Source organism: bacterium, assembly GCA_036504735.1.
Lineage (GTDB): Bacteria > Electryoneota > RPQS01 > RPQS01 > RPQS01 > DASXUQ01.
On the sequence record DASXUQ010000005.1, the window covers coordinates 831,167 to 853,526 of the forward strand.

At 58.1% G+C, this 22,360-nt stretch carries 12 protein-coding genes; 1 reads left to right on the forward strand and 11 read right to left on the reverse strand.

Features of this window, described 5'->3' with window-relative positions:
* Nucleotides 1–35 precede the first annotated feature (35 nt).
* Nucleotides 36–5,828 (reverse strand): T9SS type A sorting domain-containing protein, encoded by a 5,793-nt coding sequence (locus VGL38_05270; GenBank protein ID HEY3294825.1) that lies wholly within the window; start codon nucleotides 5,826–5,828, stop codon nucleotides 36–38.
* A 397-nt stretch (nucleotides 5,829–6,225) separates the two neighbouring features.
* On the opposite strand from VGL38_05270, the gene VGL38_05275 reads away from it, so the two are divergent.
* Nucleotides 6,226–7,119 (forward strand): hypothetical protein, encoded by an 894-nt coding sequence (locus tag VGL38_05275; GenBank protein ID HEY3294826.1) that lies wholly within the window; start codon nucleotides 6,226–6,228, stop codon nucleotides 7,117–7,119.
* Between the two features lie 184 nt (nucleotides 7,120–7,303).
* Here VGL38_05275 and hisC read toward each other — a convergent pair whose 3' ends face one another.
* The 10 genes from hisC to VGL38_05325 all read right to left on the reverse strand — a co-directional run bounded on the left by hisC (nucleotide 7,304) and on the right by VGL38_05325 (nucleotide 22,213).
* A complete protein-coding gene (gene hisC, locus VGL38_05280; GenBank protein HEY3294827.1) occupies nucleotides 7,304–8,401 on the reverse strand; it encodes a histidinol-phosphate transaminase in 1,098 nt (365 codons plus the stop codon).
* A 345-nt stretch (nucleotides 8,402–8,746) separates the two neighbouring features.
* A complete protein-coding gene (locus VGL38_05285; protein HEY3294828.1) occupies nucleotides 8,747–10,702 on the reverse strand; it encodes a T9SS type A sorting domain-containing protein in 1,956 nt (651 codons plus the stop codon).
* 187 nt (nucleotides 10,703–10,889) lie between these two features.
* Entirely contained in the window at nucleotides 10,890–12,851 is a 1,962-nt protein-coding gene (locus VGL38_05290) for a T9SS type A sorting domain-containing protein (GenBank protein HEY3294829.1), read from the reverse strand.
* Between the two features lie 149 nt (nucleotides 12,852–13,000).
* A complete protein-coding gene (locus tag VGL38_05295; GenBank protein HEY3294830.1) occupies nucleotides 13,001–13,552 on the reverse strand; it encodes an HD domain-containing protein in 552 nt (183 codons plus the stop codon).
* 1 nt (nucleotide 13,553) lies between these two features.
* Complete coding sequence (locus VGL38_05300; protein ID HEY3294831.1) at nucleotides 13,554–14,387, reverse strand: DUF4249 family protein; 834 nt, start codon at nucleotides 14,385–14,387, stop codon at nucleotides 13,554–13,556.
* A gap of 2 nt (nucleotides 14,388–14,389) precedes the next feature.
* Nucleotides 14,390–16,660, reverse strand: coding sequence for a TonB-dependent receptor (locus tag VGL38_05305; protein ID HEY3294832.1), 2,271 nt, complete (start codon nucleotides 16,658–16,660; stop codon nucleotides 14,390–14,392).
* Between the two features lie 78 nt (nucleotides 16,661–16,738).
* Nucleotides 16,739–17,629 carry a hypothetical protein gene (locus VGL38_05310; protein ID HEY3294833.1) on the reverse strand — a complete coding sequence of 297 codons (891 nt, stop codon included), beginning with the start codon at nucleotides 17,627–17,629 and terminating at the stop codon, nucleotides 16,739–16,741.
* 1 nt (nucleotide 17,630) lies between these two features.
* Complete coding sequence (locus tag VGL38_05315; protein ID HEY3294834.1) at nucleotides 17,631–19,904, reverse strand: TonB-dependent receptor; 2,274 nt, start codon at nucleotides 19,902–19,904, stop codon at nucleotides 17,631–17,633.
* 55 nt (nucleotides 19,905–19,959) lie between these two features.
* Nucleotides 19,960–20,484: a MarR family transcriptional regulator gene (locus VGL38_05320; GenBank protein HEY3294835.1), complete on the reverse strand. Its 525-nt coding sequence runs from the start codon at nucleotides 20,482–20,484 to the stop codon at nucleotides 19,960–19,962.
* Between the two features lie 220 nt (nucleotides 20,485–20,704).
* Complete coding sequence (locus VGL38_05325) at nucleotides 20,705–22,213, reverse strand: carboxypeptidase M32 (GenBank protein ID HEY3294836.1); 1,509 nt, start codon at nucleotides 22,211–22,213, stop codon at nucleotides 20,705–20,707.
* Between the last annotated feature and the right edge of the window lie 147 nt (nucleotides 22,214–22,360).

Genomic DNA, 22,360 nt, shown 5'->3' on the forward strand with positions numbered 1-22,360 from the left:
TCTCAGATATTCACTTCAGACAGACCGCTTGCGCCTTACTTCATCAACAGCATCTTGCGCATCATCACGCGGTCGCCGGTTTCCATGCGGACCAGATACATGCCCGAAGGACAGCTTCGGCAATCCCAGTTGATCGAATGCACGCCCGGCTGCATCGCACCGTCAATCAGGCTGGCGACTTGCCGACCCAGCACATCATACACCGCCACCTTCACCTCCGCCGTGCGAGGCACGCCGAAGCGGATCACCGTAGACGGGTTGAAGGGGTTCGGGTAGTTCTGGCTGAGGAAGAAATCGGTCGGAATCGCGCCCGGATCCAGTTGATCCACGCCGTCCGTGCAGTCGAGGATGAAGGTGTTGGAATACACCGTGTCGACGCGCGCGCCGCGGTGGCTGACCAGCATCAGATGACTGTTGGGATAGTTGGCGGAGTTGGTATCCGGCATCGTTACGTTGGCAAAGCTGTCGACCGGCGACACCGTGGCAATCGAACGGTACGCACCGCCGTTCAGTGACAGGAAGAATTCGGCAGTCGGAATGGCCGAGCAGTGCTGCAGGACAATGTGCACAGACGCGCCGCAACGCAGCGTCGTCGCCACATCGTTCATCCGCACCAGTTGCAGAACATGTCCGGTCACCGGAGTCGACTGCGCACTCTGACCGCACCACGGGTTGAACCCGGCTACGGTGTAAGAATGGTTGGCCGAATTCGGCAGGTTGCGGTCCGCATAACGCAGGGCCGTTGTGCTGTCGATCAGGACGCCGTCACGGAACACACGGTACCGCGACGTTTCGCCCGGCGATGCATTCCAGGTCAGCACCACCGAATCGCACACCGCGGCTGCGGCCTGCAAAGCGGCCGGGACGCCTGCGCTGGCATGGCTGGTGCCGTTGGTGGCCGGAGTGGCCGAGCCGTCGCCGCATTCCGTGCTGTGCCCCAGCACCGTGTACACATAGGTACCCGGCACGGTCACATCGAGATACGTGAAGGTGGCTGCCGTCACGTTGGCAATGTTCGTCGCGCCACGGAACACGCGGAAGGTGTCCACGTCGCCGGCCGCCGCGCCCCAACGCAGGAAGACCGAGTTGCAGGAATCCCGGGCCGTAAGGAAGGCCGGAATCTGCGGACCCTGCATCCGCGAGCCGTTGGCCGGGGCGGAAATCGGGCTGAGACCGCAGCCATTGCGCGCGCTCACCGTATAGGCATGCGGAGCGCCAATCGCCACGTTCGCATCGAGGTATTGCAATACGTCAGCGGCCACACTGTCAATCGCGGTGCCATCGCGGTAGATCCAGAAGCGGGTCTCGCCTACGATGTTGCTCCACGAGACCATAATAGCGTCGCAGCGGTTTGTCGACGCCGCCACGTTCTGAACTTGCGCCAGAACGTCCGTGCGCACGCCGGTCTGCGGAGTGTTGAAGCTGCCACGGCCGCAGGCATTGCGTGCCAGAATGCGATACGTGTAGGTGATGCCTGCCGTGACGGTATTGTCCACAAACGTGGTCACGTCGGCGCCCAGCGAGTCTTCCACCACGGGAGTCGGGTTGGTACGCTGAAGGATGTAGCCTTCATTGTCGGCAACGTTCGTCCAGGTCACCGTGATGTTCGTGCACATGGTGTCACTGGCCGCAAAGTTCGTCACCGTTCCGGGGATACCGCGGTGAATGCCGGTGGCGGCTGCGGACAGCACGCCTTCGCCGCATTCATTGAAGGCGCCGATCTGATAGGTGAACGATCCGACGCCGGAGGTGTTGTCGGTAAAGGTCAGGGTGTCGCGGCCAATGGTGCCGATCAACACCGTTTCCCGGTAGATATGATATCCGGTTTCTTCGGCCATATTGCTCCACGTCAGCACGATGTCCGAGCAACTGGTCGTCGACGCTTCGACGCCCGTTACCTGCGCCGGCACCGGCTTGAAGCGAATCGAAACCGGTTCGGAAACCGGGCCCGTGCCGCAGGCATTGATGCCCTGCACCGTGTACGCATAGGTTCCGGGCTGGGCCGAAACCGGCAGCGTCGTCACGGAACCGCCGACCGAATCCACACGAACCGCATTGCGCAGAATCAGATAGCCGGTCACGTCGCCGACAGCCGTCCACGTCAGCGTGGCTTCGCCGCAGGCGCTGTCCGGAGCCGTCACGGAGGACGTTTCCGTGGGCGGTCCCTGGCGTTCGCCGCTGACCGTACCCGACGCGGTGCCCGTGCCGCACTGATTGACCGCCTGAATGGCGTACTCATGCAGGCCGACCGTGGCGGTCGAATCCACATAGGTCACGACGTTCTGCGCCACCGTCGCCAGCGGAGCGGCGTCACGGAACAGCTCGTAGGTTACTTCGTTCGAAAGGTCCGTCCATGTTACCGTGATATGGCACTGGTCGTTCGTGGCGGCCAGACCGGCCACTTCAGCGGGGATGCTCTGTACGCGTCCGTCTACGTTTGCCGAGACGGGACCCGCACCGCAGAAGTTCACCGGTTCAATGGCATAGACATAGATGCCCGGCGTCAGTGTGGCGTCGTGGAACGTGCCTACGCCCTGATTGACCGAATCCAGCAGCGTGCCGCCGCGGAAAATGCGGTAGCGTTCCGCCGTACCCAGATCCGTCCATGTCAGATAGATGCTCGTGCAGCTATCCTGCGTCGCCGCCAGCGTGGTTACCTGTGACGGGATGGCATTGTACGTGCCGGTTACGGCCGCACTGCGCGTGCCTTCGCCGCAGGTGTTGATACCCACAACGGCGTAGTGATGGTTGCCCACCGTGGCGTTGGAATCATAGAAGCTGACAACGCCGGCGGCCAGCACGGCCACCTGCACGCTGTCACGGTACACATGATATCCGGTTTCATCGGGAAGGTCATTCCACGTCACGTGGACGCGGTTACACTCGTCGGTGGTCGCCGCCACACTGGCAGGAGCCACCGGCATCGGAGTGCGCGTGCCGGTCACGTTGGCCGGGAACGACGGGTTGGTGCAAAAGAGCGAATACGGGCGCACCGAGTAGGCCGAGTTGCCTTCCGGCGCCGCCGTATCGAGGAAGCTGGTCGCGCTCGAGGCGGTGGTATCGATGTTCACTCCGCCGCGACGCACAATGTAGCCGTCAATGGCGCCCGTGCCGTGAGTCCATGACACCAGCACACCGTCGCAACGGTTGATCGTCGCCGCAATATTGGTGGCCGGAGTCGGCTGGGTCTGCATGATGCCGTTGGCCGTATCCGAGCGCGCGCTTTCGCCGCATTCCGCGGAATACTGAGTCACGGCGTAGGACCAGTTGCCCGGGCCTCCCGGATGAATATCGCGCGTGGTGACCGTGCCATCGACGATGTCAATCAGAATAGAGTTCTGGAAAATCCGGTAATACTGTACGGGGCCGCTGACCGGCTGCCAGGTCAGACGCACGATGTCGCAACGGTTTGTCGTTGCCGTGAGCCCTTGCACGACCGCGGGGGCCGGACGTACGCCCTGCACCGCCGTGGGCACTTCGCCGATACCGCAGCTATTGTAGGAAACAACTACGTACGAATAGGTAGTGCCGGGAGTCGCGTCCGCATCCGAGAAGGTCGTCGCCGCTCCTGCCGCAACACCGATGCGCGAGCCATCGCGCCGCACCTGAAGGCTGTCCGCGCCGCTCGCGGCGGTCCAGGTCAGCACAACGGCCGCACACTGATTCGACGTGGCCGCCAAACCGGTGATTGCCGGAGGCGCGGGATTACGACGTCCCTGCGCCGCAACCGAGACCGGACCGATGCCGCACACGTTTGTGCCGGCCACCGTGTAATTATGATTCACGGCGTCGTGAATGTCGACATCCGAGAAGCTCGTCGCCAGCGGACCCGTGGCGCCGATGCGCACGGCATCCCGGTAGACGATGAAGCTGTCCACGCCGGCCTGCGTCTGCCAGGCGATATTAACGCCGGTGCAGAGGCCCTGCGACGCGGTGACGCCTGCGACCTGAGCGGGAAGCTCACGGCGCATTCCGGCATCCCCGGTAGACGGATCAGCCGAACCGCACGCGTTGGCCGCAACCACCGTATAGGTGTACACGACACCCGGAACCGACGTCACATCGGTAAATGTCAGAGCATTCGCTCCAACGTGGCCGACTTGAACGCCGTCACGCAGTACGCGGAAACTGTCCTCGCCGGCGACGTTATTCCACGTCACATCGACGCCCGCACACACGTTATCCGAGGCCACCACACCGGTTACCTGACCGGGCAAGCCACGACGGCTGCCGGCATTGGCAAGACTCGGCGCGCTGCTGCCGCAGCCGTTGAACGCCAGCACACTGTAGGTGTAGTTGACGCCGCCCGCAGCGGTCATATCTTCAAAATGCAGAGTATCCTGCGGCACCGGACCCAGCGTGTCCGTGGTGGCGCCGAAGGTGCGCATCACCTTGAATCCCTGATTCGACGCCACATTCGACCAGGTCAAACGCACACGGTCGCAAAGAGTACTGTCCGTCGCCGCGAAGTTCAGCGGCGTGCCCGGAGTCTGGAACCGCACGCCCAAATCATACACCGAAGCCGCCGCCGGTCCGCAGGTATTCGCTGCGATGACCCAGTAGCGGTACGATGTCCCGATCGTTCCGGTAATGTCCCGGTAGCGAACGGTATTGGCGGGCAATCCTGCCGGGACGAGGTTTGAAGGCGACGTGCCGTCGGCGTTCGAACGCCACACCTGATATGCCGTCTCACCGGTCACATCGGTCCAGGTAATAATCGTCGAGTCGCAAACACCGTCGGTTGCGCTGACATTCTGCACCTGCGCCGGACGCTGCAAAGCCTGACCCGTCACGGGGGCAGAAGGCAGTCCGTAGCCGCAGACCGAATTCCAGCCCACAACGGTATACTGGCCGGCTGCGCCCGATAACGTCGTATGACTGAACGTCAGAATTCCCGGCGTCACCACCTGACGGAAGCCGACGCTGTCCGCGTCACGCCGGACGACAAAGCGCTGCGTGCCCGCGATACTGGCGAAGCTCCACGTGACCGTCACGGTCGAACATGCATTCTGCACCGTAAGGCTGGTGGCGACCTGCGGAGCCGTAGACGCCATACCCGGGTCCGTCGGCTGAGCGGAGAAGGCTATCGACGTGCCACAATTTCTGCGGGCCTTAATCGAGAACGTATAGGGGACGCCGCTGGCAGCGGACGAGTCCGTATACGAGCGAACGGCAGGTCCAACCTGAGCGATTTCCTGAGTGTTGCCGCCTTCGTCGCGGTACAGGAAGAAAGCATCCAACTGGTCCACGTTATCCGGATAGTTCCACGTCATGTTCACGCCAAAACACGTGGAATTGTCCGTCGCCGAAAAGGCGGTGGGAGGAGGCGGGGGCAGACAGCCCGCGCAGGGCTGTTCGATGCACTGCCACGGTCCGACTTCATAGTCCGAAGCACCGCTCACAGGGCTGAACACATTCGAGACGTAATGTCGACCGGGGAGACAGATTCGCAGATAGAACCGGTTCGGTGTGGGCAAAATGCCGTACGAACAGAACTGCGGATTCCGGTCGTCCATGTAGAACTGGCCGGGCAAGAGACCGTTGTATTCGGCATCAAAGAAGAATTGGTTCAGGTTCACCAACCCCGGAGGGCAGTTGTCGCCTGTGCAGGCATTTGCCAGCGAATCCTCGGGGCCAATACCTGCCGGATCCTTGTCCTGCCAGATTTCGATAATTGTGCCGTCCGCAATGGGATGTCCGGCACCATCACACAGGCTGTCCAGTTGCTGATCGGATTCCAACAGCGCCACGCAGAAAGACTGCGCCAGCACCGTGGATGCTCCGGCTAACAAAGCCAGCAAAACCAAAACTGTTACAAAAACTCTCATGGCGGCTCTCCTCACAAAACCGTATGGAAAAAAAGTCAAGATAGACTCTATGGCTATTGGGCAGTGTGCCTGCCTGACCGATCCAAGTGTCTGCATTCCACCCGAGGAATCGACTCGGGATCTGTAAACCGCACAAACTCCGGTAATAGTGCGAAAACACACAAATTACATAGAGTTATGAAAAACATCTGCTGTAGGGTCTTCTGCTCACTTTAAGATAATCGTTTTTCTTAGGTGAGTCAACAGGAAAGAACATACGATAACAGTCATCCCTCGCCTGCTTGGGGCCACTTTACAAAGCGTTGTCAACGGTGAGATCAACCACGTGCCTTCCGTGTTGATCCTTTCGTCCTGATTGCGTACCTTAAGCACAGCCTAAGAGAGGGTTGTTTCGACTATGAATACACTGATTTTTCTATTCTTACTGGCGCTACCGGCCATTTCTTTTGCCGCTGCCACGCCTCAGTTACTTGTTTCAGCCGGCAAAACCGGGTGGACAAACCCCGTCATCTCCCGCGACGGCTCGAAACTGGCGTTCAGCAACGCCTCGCATAGTGAGATCCGAGTGCTCGTAATCGGCGAAGACTCCAGCCGGCAGGTGGTACTGAATGCCGGTGTCGGCAGACGTTTCGTCTTCGAGCCGGGGGATCAGGAGCGGGTCACCTATCGCCGCCGCATTGCCGCGCTTCCGGAACAGCCCGAGCGATTGCTGTCAGTCTCGCTCTACATGCTGGACCCGGTCTCCCGCACACAGAATGTCCGGGGCGATCTGTTTGGCCCGTATCTGATCGGCAACCAGATCTATTACCGGGATTCCCTTACAGCACCCTTGATCTCTCTGGCTGGCAAAGCCCGTAAGGACGGTCCCTACTGGAACACCACCACAGGCCAGCTTATGGTAAAGGATCCCAACGGTAAAGCCGTTTACACCTCGGATCCGACAGAACGCTTTGGGGCGATGGAAATCTCACCCGATGGCAATTGGGTGGCGGCTGCCCAGACGGAGCCTTCTCGAGCCCTGCTGGTAATTCGCGTTTCGGATGGCAAAGTCATCAAGGAAAATAATGCCGCCGACCCCGGCTGGGCAGGCAATTCGATGAGTCTGGTGTGCGTGCGGCAAGAAGGCTCAAATCCTCCGGAACTGTACCGGCTTCGCCTCCCCAAAGGGACCGGCGACGTGCTCTTCAGTTCCCCCAAATTCTCCCCGGAAACTCCAGTTCTCAATGTAGATGGAAGCCGGGCGGTGTTTGTCAGCCAAGGCTCGATTTACTCGGTAGACGCCTTGCCGTGACCGCTATAAAATCGCCATCTGATGTGCGGCCAAGGTTTGCCTCTGCATGAGATATAGCAAAAAGCGTGCGCTGATTCAGCAGGAGCAACCTTTCAGTTGCCGTGTCATCTCACAAAGCGTCCTAAACGCAAGATCCTCGTCACATTGACGAGGATCTTGCGTTTCAAAACAGGTGAGAATCGGTTCAGGCGTGCTGTACGGGCAGGGCGGCCTTCAAAGCATTCACCAGCACCGCATTCTGGTCCGGCGTGCCAACGGTAATGCGCAAGCCATTGGGGATGCCAAAGGCCTTCAGCGGGCGAATAATTACCCCGCGGCGCAACAGATCAGTATAAAGCTGCATCGCTTCCGCCTCGCTTCCCAGCGCCACCAGGAAAAAGTTCGCTGCCGTGGGAGTGACATTCAGCCCCAGGTCTTTCAGCGCCGCGCTCAAGAACTCCTTGCCCTTGCGGTTGACATCCAGTGTCTTGGCCAGAAAATCGTGATCCTCCAGCGCACCCAGTCCCGCGGCTTCGGCAGCGACGGACGGCTCAAACGGCAGTTTCACCTTGCGGACATTGTCGCACAGTTCTTCATGGGCGAATCCGTAGCCGATGCGCATCCCCGCCAGACCATAGGCCTTGGAAAATGTCCGCAGCGTAATTACGTTATCCAAACGGTATTTCATCGAGTCCGGGTAGTCCGGGATGTCCTGGGCGTATTCGAAATACGCTTCATCGAGGATCACCAGACAATGTTCCGGAACCCGCGTCATAAAGGCGTCGAATTCGCTGCTTGAGAAGATTGTGCCGGTGGGATTGTTCGGGTTGGCCAGATAAATGATCTTGGTTTTTGGGGTAATCGCGGCGGCAATAGCATCCAAATCATAGTGGTAGTCCTTCAGCGGCACCGTCACCAGCTTTACGCCGCGCGAGCGCGCCAGCACATAGAAGCCGATAAAGGTACCTTCCGCCGTCAGCACCTCCTCGTCATCGCACAGAAAGGTGCGGATGACGTTGGCCATAATCGCCTCGGAGCCTGAGCCCACCACTACATTGCCGATCTTCACCCGGAAACGGTTCGCCAATTCCTGCCGTAGCTTCTGGCCGCCGTCGGGATAGAGATGAATATCATCCAAAATCGTACCAATACGGGCGACCGCCTTGGGGGACGGCCCCATCGGGTTCTCATTAGATGCCAGCTTGATGACCCGCGAAATACCAAATTCCCGGCGGATGTCATCGGCGTTGCGCCCCGGCTGATAGGCAACCAGAGCTTGAATATTGGGAGGAACAAGAGGCATAGTGGGGATTCTATCCTTAAAGAAAACCAAGGACGGGGCCATAGACGTCAGGTCATGGGCATAATTTAAGATCAATCCTGCTAAGTTGCAAGTTTGCCGGTCGCGTTGTACTGGCTTTAGACTGCCTTGCCGGAATTTTCGATGTACTTACCGATGGCACCCCCTCGTTAGCTGTTGACTTCCGGGCAATTGTCAGCTAAATCGGTGGGCCTGTGACAGGCTTAGACTATGAAATCGGGAGGCTGGCGGAGGTGTGTCAGCACCGTTACCGCAGGTCATTATAGAAAAGGGCGACCCACCAGCCGGATCGCCCTTTTCTCACGTCTCTGGTCTTAGGTCTTAGGTCTACTTCATCAGGACCATCTTGCGGGTCTGCTTGACCGTCGGGGTTTCCAGACGGTATAAGTAGATCCCCGAAGCCAAACTGGATGCATCAAACGGCACCAGTTGCACCCCCGCACCCAACCGCGCATTGTCCAGCAGCGTCGCCACCTGCCGCCCCAGCACATCGAACACCTTCAGGCTAACTGTGCTCTGCGACATCAGGTCAAACTGAATCGTCGTCGTCGGGTTGAAAGGATTCGGGTAGTTCTGGTAAAGCGTGAACTCGCCCGGAATCGCCCTATGCCCGTTCCCCACCGCCAATGTCGTGTCCAGATCGCGCGGGAAACCGGTAGAATCCAGCCGCAGCACGCGGTACGGATTTATGTATGGACGCGCGGGAATCTGCTCGGCAGGAATGCGCTGATAGAGAATTGGATTGTGAGTGGGCGAACCTTCGGGCGTCGAATTGATAGCCGTCCCGGCGTCAAGGTCCAACTCATACTGCATGTGAATCGTGCCGTCGGTGACGAACTGCGCGAGGTTGATGTCACGCTCGCTGACGCACTGCCCAACCGCGGTATTCTGCCCGCCGTTGCTGTTGGTGACATTCGTGCCTTCCGACCACATGCGGCCACCGCTGGTGGACACACTCACCCATGCATCCGACTGCAAATAGCCGCCTTCACTGTATTGCGCCGTGTCAAAGGCCTGATAGGAGCAGTAGAGGAAACCGGTCGTGGTGTCGACAGCCAGACTGGGACGCTGAACCATGGTCTGCACGCGTCCGAGACCGTGATCAAGCGTGCCATAGGGGCGCTCGGCAATGATATTGAATTCCTGATGCAATTCATCCCAGTGCCAGATTGAACTGACGCCGTCATTATGCAGCCACGGACCCACCGCGCCCGTCTCGTCCCAATAGTAGAAGCCACGGGCCATGAACGCAAGATGCACCACGTCATTCTGATCAAATACGACCGACATGTCGATGTAAGGCCGCATGGTGTCCTGATTGCAGGCGGCAATATTGCCGCCGTTGTTGACACAATTGGTGTCGATCACCGGGAAGTTGGTCACGTTGATCGGAGCATCCCACGTCGCGCCACCATCCTCGGAAGTCTTCAAAAACACATTCATGCCATACCACGACCGCCAGTCAAAATAGATCCACGCCATCGCCACCCGGTTGCTGCGATACGATACCGCGATGTCGCGGGACAGATAGAAGGTCGAATCCTGTTCGAGCATTCCATCCGGCCAGTTGATGCTGTCGCCGTTTCCGTTCGTGAAATACGGGTGCCCCTTAGCGTAGTAACCGAAATTGCCGGGTGTGCCTTCCGTGGCGGTCAGGTGCAGATTGCCGTCAATGTCGCAGCCAATCTTCGGGTAGATAATTTTCTTGTCCTGAAAGTAGGGCAGGTCATGCACCGTGAATACACCGAGGCGGGGTGCGAAGTCGATGCCTACCGCCGTGTGCGCAATGGCGCCATTGGTCAGCACCTGATGGAAGGTCGGAAAGGCAATGCCTTCCCGGTTCACGGTCACATTGGCATAACCGGACTTGTACGCGGCGTCCACCACGGCACCGGTAGGCACATCCGGACTGGGGATCACAAAGGCCGAGGCCGTCGGATCCCAGACATTGTAGTAGATGTGGCGGTCGCTGGACGTCTCGTTGCGGCCATTGGTCCAGACGTTGTGAACATACCCCTCGTGATCCACGGCAATCTGCTTGCCGCAGGTGGTGTACTGCTGTTCATCATACCATGTGTACCCGACCGTGTCCACCGTGCCGATGGGATCATCCAGCGAGTGGCGGGCAGGTCCGCGCACGGTGTTAGCCGGAGCAGGAACGGCCTCTTCCAGACCAGTGCGCGCCGGAATCGGCTCAAGACGCACGTTTTTCGGCAGCTTTGCCAGTGCAAAACCGCACACGGCCAGTACAGTCAGCAAAACAAAAATGGATCGGACTCGCATCCTTTATTCCCTCATCGGTTTAGTCGGCATACCCTCCAAAACATAATAATATACTCAAGATACGCCTGAATATCAAGGCTCAGCCGCCGGGTTTTCTATCAAACTTTACAAGCGTTTAGACCATAGAAAAGGGCGACCCTTGTGCCGGATCGCCCTTTTCTCACGTCTCTGGTCTTTGGTCTTAGGTCTACTTCATCAGGACCATCTTGCGGGTCTGCTTGACCGTCGGGGTTTCCAGACGGTAGAAGTAGATCCCCGAGGCCAGACTGGATGCATCAAAGGGAACCATCTGCACCCCCGCGCCCAGCTTGGCTTGGTCCAGCAGCGTCGCGACCTGGCGGCCCAGCACATCGAATACCTTCAGGCTGACAGTGCTCTGCGACATCAAGTCAAACTGGATCGTCGTCGTCGGGTTGAAGGGATTCGGGTAGTTCTGGTAAAGCGTGAACTCGCCCGGAATCGCCGTATGCCCGTTCCCCACCGCCAACGTCGTGTCGGGGAAGCCGGTGGAATCCCAATGCAGCGCGCGAACCGGCATCAGCGGCGACGTCGGAATGGAATCGACAGGAATTCGCAGATAGTAGATCTCATTCAGCGTCACCACGCCACCGGGGGTCGAGAAGACCGCTGTGCCGGCATCATGGTCCATCTCATAGGTCATATGCACGTTGCCGCCGGTGACATACTTGGCAAGCATGATGTCCCGCTCGGACTTGCTATTGGGCGGGGCCGTGTTCTGACCGCCATTGGTCAGGGTGACATCCGTGCCTTCCGCCCAACGCCGGCCACCGTCGGTGGAGACCGTCATGTAGGCGTCGGACATCAGAATATTCGGCGTGAAGTTGTTCCACTGCGCCGTATCGAACGCCTGGTAGGAGCAGTAGAGGTATCCGGTCGTGGTGTCAATGGCCAAACTGGGACGCTGAACCATCAGGTTGTTGAGGCTGACGGTATGGGCGGTCGGATCTTCCGGGCCGTACCAGCGGTCGGCCACAAGGCTGAACCAGTCAGTAGCCTCACTCCAATGCCAGATCTGGCTGAAGCGTCCGGTGAAGGTCCAGCCGCCGGGTGCAAAGGTCGAATCGCCGGGGAACCAGTAGTAATAGCCTTCCGTCGAGAAGGCAATATGCAGCATGTCATGATCATCGAAGACCATGGAGAGGTCAATCCACGGACGCAGCGTGTCCTTATCGCAGGTGGCCGCATCGCCGCCCAGCGCGATACAATTCGTGTCCACGACTGCAAAGTTGGTCATATTGACCGTCGGTCCCCAATTCAAACCGCCGTCTTCGGAAATCTTGTAATAGATGTTGTCGCCCACCCAAAGCGTGCTGGAGTTGCCATAAATCCAGGCCATGGCGATACGGTCGGAATGCGGCGCTGCCGCGACGTCTGCCGTGGGGAAGGTTCCCAGTTCACCGGGCGATTGGAAGCCGCCTGGCCAGTTAACGCTGTCACCATAACCTTCGACGGAGAAATAGGGTACGCCGCGCGCGTAGAAATGGCGGCTCTGGCCACCTTGCTGCGTGCTGACCGTATGTAGAACGCCGTTGCGGTCGATGTCCGCGTGCGGCCAAATCAGCGTGTCGCCCGTCATTGGCGGAATTTCCCACGCCGCCAAGGCGCCCAACCGTGACTGGAAGTCAATGGCAGCCGCAGAGCGGGCGATGCTCTGAGAGTTATTGATCTGATGGAATACCGGGAAACCGAAGCCATTGTCATTCACAGCAACGTTGACGAATCCACCGCGGCTGCCAGTGTTGGCCTGATAGCCTGTGGGGGAGATGAATTCCTGTGTTGACGGATCCCAGACGTTGTAATAGACATGCCGGGGCGAGTTGGCCGAGTTCAAGCCGTTGGTCCATACCACGTGTACCCAGCCATCACGATCGACCGCGATCTGCTTGCCGGCCGAGCCGTTCTGCTGCAGATCATTCCAGGTCGTGCCTACAAGGTACCGCGACCCGACAATCGTGTCATCCAACGCATGCGCCCGACCGCGGGGCAAGCTCACCGACTGTGCGGCTCCCGGTTCCATACCGGTAACCGCGCTCGGTTGCGGGACGCGAATGTGCGAAGGAACGGCCGCCAGTGCAACTGTGCACAGAAGCAAGCCGATGAAGAATACCCATGAACCGCGAAGTCGCATGATCTGCCTCCTGTTCTGAGTTGGTCAAGTTTCGGGCAACGGGCAGTCCGAAAACGAAACACCCTGTTTATGTTCTGACAAAGAATATAAACAGGGTTTGGAGAAATGTCAATAGCAGGAGCACACTACGACAAACTTATCGAGTGTGCTTAAAGTCCCAATTCCACCGCCACGCCTTGCATCGCTTCGATCACATTGGCAATATGCTCATCCAGCGTAATCCCCAATAGCTCCGCGCCGCGCACAATGTCCGCCCGGTTCACCTTGCGGGCGAAACCCGATTCCTTCATCCTCTTCTTCACCGAGGACGCCTTCAGGTCTGCTATCTTCCGGCTGGGCAAGACATAAACCGTTGCCGTAATCAGTCCGGTCAGCTCATCGGAGGCCAGAAGTGCCTTGGCCAAAGGCGTACGCGGCTCCACGCCGGTATAGTCTGCATGGGCAAGAATTGCCTCGAGCCAACTTTCCGGCACTCCCAAGGTCCGGAGATGTTCCACCCCACGGAACGGATGATCTTCAGCCGTGGGAAAACGTTCGTAATCGAAATCGTGGAGCAGCCCGACGATTCCCCATTCTCCCTCGTCCCCGCCCAGTTTGCGGGCGCAGAAGCGCATCGCCGCTTCCACCGACAGCGCATGCTTGCGCAGGCTTTCCGACGGCGTCCATTCACACAGCAGATTCCAGGCCTGTTCCCGTGTCATCTCACTGTCCTCCCAGCGTCGTTTGGTCCGTAAGATAGAAATAGGCCGTATCCACCCCCACGGCTGAAAACAGCCCCAGCCCGCCTTGCACATTCGACACCGGGTAATTCTCCGTCTGCCCGTAATAGGCCGTGTAGGAATAGTCCCACAAAGCGCGGTCACAGGAGAAGATAATCGCCTCGTGGCGTCCCCGGTAGCGCAGCATCACCCAAGGCACTTGGAGACTGTCATCCCGGTGGCTGACACTCCAGTTGCTGGCGCTGCTCGTGGCGAACGGATTGATGTTACAGTCGACCGGGTTGTCCTCATAATTGAATTCCATGTTGTCGACCAGCACGTAATAGCCGGACGCCAACGAGTCAGGACGCCAACGCAGCACCAGCGCCGTAGGGCTCCCGCACACTACCGTGTCCTCATTCTGGTACAGCAGGAACATGCGTCCCGCCGCCACGGTTTCCGCGCGGAGCGTATCGCCTCGAACCGCTACCGTAATGGCATAGTGAACACCCGGCGTGACGCGGTGGCCGTTGTTGAGGGTGTAATAGCCGGGCCAACCGCGGCTGGAGTATTCCGTCATGCGGTAATCCACACTGTTCGAATCCGTGCCGATTCGCATCCGCACGTCGGCGCCGGCAACCCCGACGTCGTACTCCTCCGATGCCTCGCCGATGGGCACCGTATGGGTCAACCGCACCGTCGGCGGATAGCCGACAATCATCTGTCCTTGCAGCACCAGTTGCTCCTGATACTCATTCTGGCGGTTGACATCGCAGCCCCAGTATACCAGCAGGCTCAGCGTCAGCGCCAGCAGCACAAACTTCAGGCGTAGGCTCATGGTCAGAACTCCACGTTAACGCCCACGGAGGGCAGGATGGGCAACTGGGTGATCTCGTTGATCCGCGGCGGACTGTGCGACAGATCATAATCCCGGGTCAATACATTCTTGTGGTTATACACGTTGATGACTTCCAGATAGGGAGCCAACGTCCAGTGCCTGTAAGCATACCGCATCCGATAGGCGGCATCAAGGCGGTGATAATCGGGAATGCGGTAGCCGTTGCGGCGGTCGGGCAGGAACAGCGTCCCAAAGGCTCCGCCCGGATAGTAGTAGGCCATCACCTGTGTGATCGGCTGGCCTGTACCGTAGTTGAACCGGAGTTCGAGCGAACTGTGCTTGCCGATCTTCTGGCTGACGGCCACATTGGTGTTGTGCAGGCGGTCGAAGGCGGCGGGGAAAGTGAGTCCGCCATCATAGGCGTTGAAGGAACGCAGCGACGTCCCCAGTCCGTAGCCCGCCATGAAGCCGAAGCGGCCATAGTCCGCCTGCAGGAAGAGATCCATACCGAAGGCCCGCCCGCTGCCCACGTTGAACAGCTCCGACAATGGCTTATTTGCATTTTGGCCGTCGGGCGAATTGGTCATATTCCGCCGCAGTTCAATGACCCGCTGAAACCGTTTGTAGTAAACATCGGAAGAAATCTGGAAATGCTCACCGGCTTCACCCTCAAAGGTGAGCGCATATTGCTCGCCGCGATTGGGCGACAGGGTGTGATCCAGCGGAATGTAAGCGTCGAAGATCGAAATCAGGTTGCCGCCCATGCTCACCAGTTGCAGGTACTGGCTGTAGAGTCCCCATGCCGCGCTGAGGGAGGTCTTCTCCGACAGTTGGCGCTTGATGGCCAGACGCGGCAGCCAGTCCGTTGCCCGCGCGATTTCGTTGCGCTCCACCCGGATGCCGGGAGTGATCGTCCAGTTCTCTGTGGGGCGAAAATCGTCGGACAGATAGCCCGAGTACTGCCAGCCGCGGTTCGAACGGTCTACCAGTGTATCACCCGGCCCGCCGATGAAATACACGATTCGGATTCCTTTGGCGGTCGCGCCGAAGTCAAAGGTGTTGCGGGCAGTGGCGAACCACGTCACGTCGGATTTGAAGGTGAAGTCCTGAATCTGATTCTTGTACTTGATCAGGTTGCCGGCGGATTGAAAGCCGAAATCCGAATCATAGAAGCTCCCGGCCACGATGTTGGTCGAGAACAGCCGGTGGGACCACACATGCACAAAGGGCACACTGTAGGTGGCATTGCCCCACGTCAGGTGAACCTGATCGTGCGATGTCGACGTCAAGGACAGCACGTCGCGTCCGAAGAAGGCCGACGGAGACAACCGGTCTCCGTTGGCAAAATCCCGCGTGACTTTGACATTCAGGTCGTAGAAGTAGTAAGGGAAATCGTCCTCGATGATTCCATTGTGCTTGAGGGTCCGCGACGCCCAGTCAATATACGTACGGCGACCGGCGAGCAGATAGGAGCCATGCGGCAGCGGACCTTCGACGGTGCCGTTTGCCGAGAGGAAGGACAGTCCCAATTTGGCAACCCGGCGGTTGCGGTTGCCTTCGCGGTCTGCCACATCCACTACGGCGGAAAGCCGTCCGCCGTACTTGGCTCCGAAGCCTCCCTTGATCAGCTTGACGTCCTTGATGGCATCCATATTAAACACAGAGAAAAGCCCGCCAAGATGGACGGGCTTATACACTTCAATGCCATTCAGGAGAATCAGATTCTGGTCGCTGGAGCCACCCCAGATATTCAAGTCCGCGGAAAAATCCGAGGAGGGCAGCACGCCGGGAATCACCTGCAAGGAGCGGAACAGATCGGCTTCTACCAGTTGCGGCAGGGCGCTTAGTTCACGCCGCTCCATCTGGTACTGCGCCACCTTGGGAGTATATTCGCGGTCCGCCGTCTCCCGCGTCTCCACCGTGACCTCGATCATCTTCACGGCTTCCGGCATCAGCCGGACGGTAAGGTGCTGGTCCACACCTTCAACCAGTTCAAGCTTCTGCGCCTGCGGCTGATACCCCAGCGCGGAGATTCGCAGCTCCGTCTTCCCTGCCGGAAGATCCGGAATCGAAAACAGACCTTCCACATCGGCGGCGGCCCCGCGCGGAGTCCCCACTACCGATATGCCGGCGCTGGGAACCGACTCCCCGGTTTCGCGATCCAGAATCTTACCGGAAATCGTTACCGCATACAGATTCCCAACCACAGCACCTGTCAGCATGACCACCATCAGGAGGATGCTTGTCCACAGTCGGCGTGAGTCGTGGTGCATGTGCGGCCCTTGTCGTTTCAGTGCAGGTTACAGCAGACTCTCCAAAGGGTACTTTATCCGCGATGGCCAATCCACTGCTTAGGGACAGTTGTCGAAGGCGGGATTTTTGGCAATGTAGAAATAGACGGTGTCCACGCCGCCGACCGAGAACAATCCGAGGGCACCGTGCACGTTGCTGATCGGATTCGGCTGAATGGCGATGGGCATCCACGTGCTGCTCCAGTACCACAATGCACTGTCACAGGAGAAGATTCTCGCGCGGTGCAGCCCGTCCCGGTTGAATAGAATCGCCGGAGAATTGGTGCTGTCCATTGTTGGTGGCACACTCCAGTAGGAGGCGTAAACGCCTTCCCGCTTGTCAGGCCCAGCGTTGGTGGCGCACAGCAGTGTCGAGTCATCCGCATGATGCGGATTGACATTTTCGTAAATCAGCCAGTAACCTCGCGCCAGGCTGTCACGCTCCCAGTTGATGCCGTAACGGAACTGGCCATCATAGAGAATGGTATCCGGAGCCTGGTCCCTTGCGGGCACGGTGACGCGCACAAAACCTGCGGCCCGGGTCTGGGCTGTGATCGTGTCTGTGCCGGCAATGGCGCGGATCGAGTAGTGTGCTCCGGGAGTCAAGATGAGGGAATCACCGGGGCGGAGACCGTAATATCCCGCTCCGCGCAGATCCGAAAGCCGCTCGGTCAAATGAAAAGTATCCGCTTCAGCCGTCAGCACCACATCCGCGCCACTGATGCCGACATTATTGGGATCGTACCGTGTTTCCAGCCGGACCGTATGAGCCAGCCGGATTTCCGGCGCCTGTCCGACGAACATCTGTCCTTGAAGTACAATCTGCTCGACGTAATGATCCTTGTTGGCCGGATCACATCCGGCAATCAGCGCCAGCATCACCGTCAGTGTCGCGGCAAAGATGCAAAGAACGTTTGACTTTTTGGTTTTTTGGCATTTTGGCTTTTGCATCTCAGAACTCCACGTTGACGCCAACGGACGGCAGGAAAGGCAACTGATGGGTTTCGGCTACAACGGGCGGGTTGTCCTTGAACTTGTAATCCAGCGACAACACGTTCTTGCGATTGTACAGGTTGACCACTTCGATGTACGGCGCGAGCTTCCAGTGGCGGTAGTCATAGTGCAGCCGGTACGCCACGTCGAGGCGATTATAATTGGAGACACGATACCCATTCTGCCGAGAAAACGGCAGCGACTGACCGGGCAGGTCAAAACCGGGGCTGTACACGCCTTCCGCCTTGGTGATCGGCTGGCCTGTACCGTACGTGAAGCGTGCCTCCAGAGTGCCGTGCTTCGTCATCTTCCGGCTGACAAACAGGTTCGCGTTGTGCAGGCGGTCGAAACTGGCGGGGAAATTGTAAGGACCATAGTAACTAAACGAGCGCAGGGTGCGGCCCAGACCATAACCCGCCATCACCGTGTACTTGTCGAAATCGCCCTGCATGAACAGGTCGACTCCCCAGGCATGGCCGTCACCGACGATAAACAGCTCGGAGAGCGGGCGATCCTGGTTTCTGCCGTGCTGTGTGTCAGTGAGCTTGGGATCGAGCTGAATAATCCGGTTGAAGATTTTGTAGTAGGCGTCCGCCGAAATCTTGAAGCGGCCGTCCATCGCATTCTCATAGCCCAGCGCGAACTGCTGCCCGCGATTGGGGTTCATCGTCTTGTCGATAGGCACGTAGGAATCGAAGATCGACACCAGATTGCCGCCCATGCTCACCAGTTGCAGATACTGGCTGTACATGCCCCACGCCGCGCTGATGGAAGAGTTGGCGGTGAGATACCGCTTGGCCGATAGGCGCGGCAGAATATCGGTGGTACCGGCGATCTCGTTGTGCTCCAGCCGCAGTCCCGGGGTAATGGTCCACAGCGGCGTCAGGCGGAAATCATCCGACACATAGGCCGCCGCCATCAGGCCTTTGCTGGTGTGATCCACCAAAGTATCCTGCGGGCCGCCGATGAAGAACGACAGGTCCATCGCCTTGGCCTGCACTCCGAAGTCCATCGCATTGCGGTCGCTGATGAACCACGAAAAGTCTGTCTTGAAGGTGAAGTCCTGTATCTTGTTCTTGAACAGGAAATAGTTGCCACCGGTATCGAAACGGAAATCCGAATTGTAGAAACTACCCGCCACGATGTTGGTGGAGAACAGCTTATGCGACCAGACATGCACAAAAGGAATACTGTAGGTGGCATTTCCCCACGACAGATGGATCTGGTCGTTGGTGTTGGACGTCAGGAACAGCACGTCCCGTCCGAAGTAGGCCGAGGGGGACAGGCGGTCGCCGTTGGCAAAATCCCGCGTGACCTTGGCGTTCAAATCATAAAAGTAATACGGAAAGGCGTCGCTGATCACGCCGTTGTTCTTCAGCGTCTTTGACGCCCAGTCCACATAGGTGCGGCGTCCGGCCAACAGCCAGGAGCCATGAGGCAGCGGCCCTTCCATTGTGCCATTGGCACTGAGCAAAGACAACCCGAACTTGCCCCGCATTTTGTTGCGGTTGCCTTCGCGGTCGGCAATGTCTACCACCGCCGAAAGTCTGCCGCCGTATTTGGCCCCGAACCCGCCTTTAACCAGCTTGACGTCCTTGATAGCATCCGTATTGAATACGGAAAACAGACCGCCCATATGCACAGGCTTGTAGACGTCGATCCCGTTGAGCAGAATCAGGTTTTGGTCACTGGATCCGCCCCAGATGTTGAGGTCGGACGAGAAGTCCGATGTGGGCAGCACGCCGGGAATGATCTGCAGTGAGCGCAGCAGGTCGGCCTCTACCAGTTGAGGCAGAGCCGTCAGTTCGCGGGACTCAAGATGATACTGTGCCACCTTGGGAGTGTACTCGCGTTCCTTGGTCCCCTGAGCTTCGACATTCACTTCCATCATCTGCACGGCTTCCGGCACCAGCCTCATGATGATGTGCTGATCATTGCCTTCAACGAGAGTGAGATCTTTGGTAAAAGGCTGAAACCCCAGCGCGGAGATCTTTAACTGAACGGCTCCCGCCGGGAGATCGGGAATCGAGAACAGCCCTTCTACATCGGCTGCAGCTCCACGCGTCGTGCCAACCACCATAATTGCGGCGCTGGGGACCGACTCCCCGGTCTCTTTGTCCAGGATCTTGCCGGAGACGGTAACGGCGTGCGCGGTGGAAAAGCAGATCGTGGACAGCAAGATAAGCATCATGAATTTAAGATGCATGCCTGTCCCTGTTTTGTGTTCACTCATGTATGGTTAATCCTCTGATGTGCTTCTTTCTTCGGGTTGTGAAGGGCGCTTCGTGTCACGCCTCGTCGAACGGGTTGGGGGTTGGGCGCAAATGGCCGACGCCCGCCGCATCGCCAGCCTTCCAGATCCATTTGATCATGACCATCACGGTGTCGCGCAACTCATTGGTGGGAAAGTCTTTCAGGTAGACGTCCATGATTTCGAAGTACTTCACCATTACGCGTTCGGTAAGTGCCCGGCCTTCGTCCGTAATCTCCACCAAAGACACTCGGCGGTCTTCCTTGGACGAAATGCGCTGAAGCAGATGTCGGGCTTCCAGATCGTCCACCATCTGCGTCAGGTTGGACTGGCTGCGCATCATGCGCGCCTGATCCTTGAGTTCGGACATGGACAGTTGACCGCCGCAGTGACTGAGGGTAGCCAGCAGGCTAAACTTGGCCACGTTCAGGCCGAATTCCTCAAAAATCAGCGCATCTCCAGCTCTGGCCGTAATTTCCCCGGCCATGATCAGAATCCGTGGGAAGGCGATCAGTAGCTGTGCCCGGCTTTCAAGATCAACATCAAATGCAGTGCTTTTCATAACTTAGAAAAACTTCTTTCGGAAATTATTCTTCCGTGAAACTTACATATGTAAATTAACCAGTCAGTATGTATTTGTCAAGAGGAGTAACTTCTGGAGCTTTGGGTAAAGGAGACTGTAATATCTGTATTTGACGAAACTCGGAGAGGCAGCCGACAAAACAACAACAAAAAGAGGCAAGCCCGAAGGCTCGCCTCTCTGAATCGATTCGAAGGAACGATTACAGCTTGTACAGCGCCGAGTATTTTTCGTTCAAATAGCGGATGTAGTCTGCGGTGCCAAGGGGTTTGCCGGTGGCTTTTTGCATGAGTTCGTTGCGGACGAAGCGGCGGCCATACTGGTGGACATTCTCCCGCAGCCAGTGCAGAACCTCGGCGAAGTTGCCCTGCTCCATCTGCTGGTCCATGCCGGGCATTTGAGCGCGCATGGCATACCAGAACTGTCCGGCGGCCATGTTGCCAAGACTGTAAGACGGGAAGTAGCCGAAGGCACCGCCTGACCAGTGAACATCCTGCATCACGCCTTCCTTGCCGTTGTTGGGCGGCGTGACGCCGAGATACTCTTCCATCTTGCGGTTCCACGCTTGGGGAAGATCAGAAATGGAGAGCTTGCCGGCAAACAGATCGCGTTCGATTTCGAAGCGCAAAATGATGTGCAGATCATAGGTCATCTCATCGGCTTCCACCCGCACCAGAGATGGCTCGACATGATTGATGGCGAGCACGAACTGATCCAGTGAAACCTGCGCCAGTTCATTGGGGAAGAGTTCCTTCAGGCGCGGCAGGAAGAAGGTCCAGAAGGGCTTGCTGCGTCCCACGAAGTTCTCCCACATGCGCGACTGGGATTCATGAATGCCGTAGCTGAGAGCTTCGGCCAGCGGAGTCCCAAGATTCTCGGGGAGGAATCCCTGCTCGTAGAGCGCGTGGCCGGTCTCATGGATGATGCCGAAGATGGCCTGCTGCGGCGCGTGCTCATTGTAGCGCGTGGTGATCCGCACGTCGCCGTAGGTGCCGGAACAGAACGGATGCACTGAGGTATCCAGGCGACCACCCTGAGTATCAAAGCCCATAGCCTGCATCACCTGCTCGCCGAACTTCTTCTGCATGGCAGCGGGATAGTCCATCTCCAGAAACCGATGGTTCGCCTTCACAGGCGAGGCCATAATTTTGCGGAGCAGCGGGACATTGGCGGCCTTGAGTTCATCGAACAGCGTGGTGAACATGGCGGTCGTGGCGCCGGGTTCGAACTCATCGATGAGGGCATCGAGCGGAGTATCCCGATACCCCAGATATTCGGCTTGCTCGGCGGTGAGGCGCACCATCTTTTCAAGGAAGGGCGCGTACTCGTTGAAGTCGCCGGACTCGCGCGCTTTGACCCAGGCTTCATGACAGACCGACTGGTGACGGCTGAGTTCTTCCACCAGTTTCTGGGGAATCTTGGTAGCGCGGCGGTAATCCCGGGTAATCTCCCGGAGGTTGGCTAACTGTTCGGGCAGCAGGTCCTGTTCATGAGCTTCAAGATCGGAAAGCAATTCACCAATCCGCGGCGAGGTCAGGCGGCCATGAGCCATGCCGGACGTGAGAGCGAGCTGGTCGGCACGCCTCTCGGCTCCTTTGGGAGGCATAATCGTCTGCATATCCCAGTGGAGCAGTTCGGAAATGGTGCGCAGGACCGTGTACTCGCGGTACTTGGCGACCAGTTCGCCGTAGTGTGTCTGAACATTTGTCATGTTCGAATCTCCATTACTTTCCGAAATTGTAAATGAAATGCCATAATTCGGCAGTATCACTCATTCCAGCGCGAAGTCCACGATCGTAAGGCGGCCGTGGCAATTTGCTCACCGGTCAGAGCAGTAAGCTCAACCCTGCAACAGTTT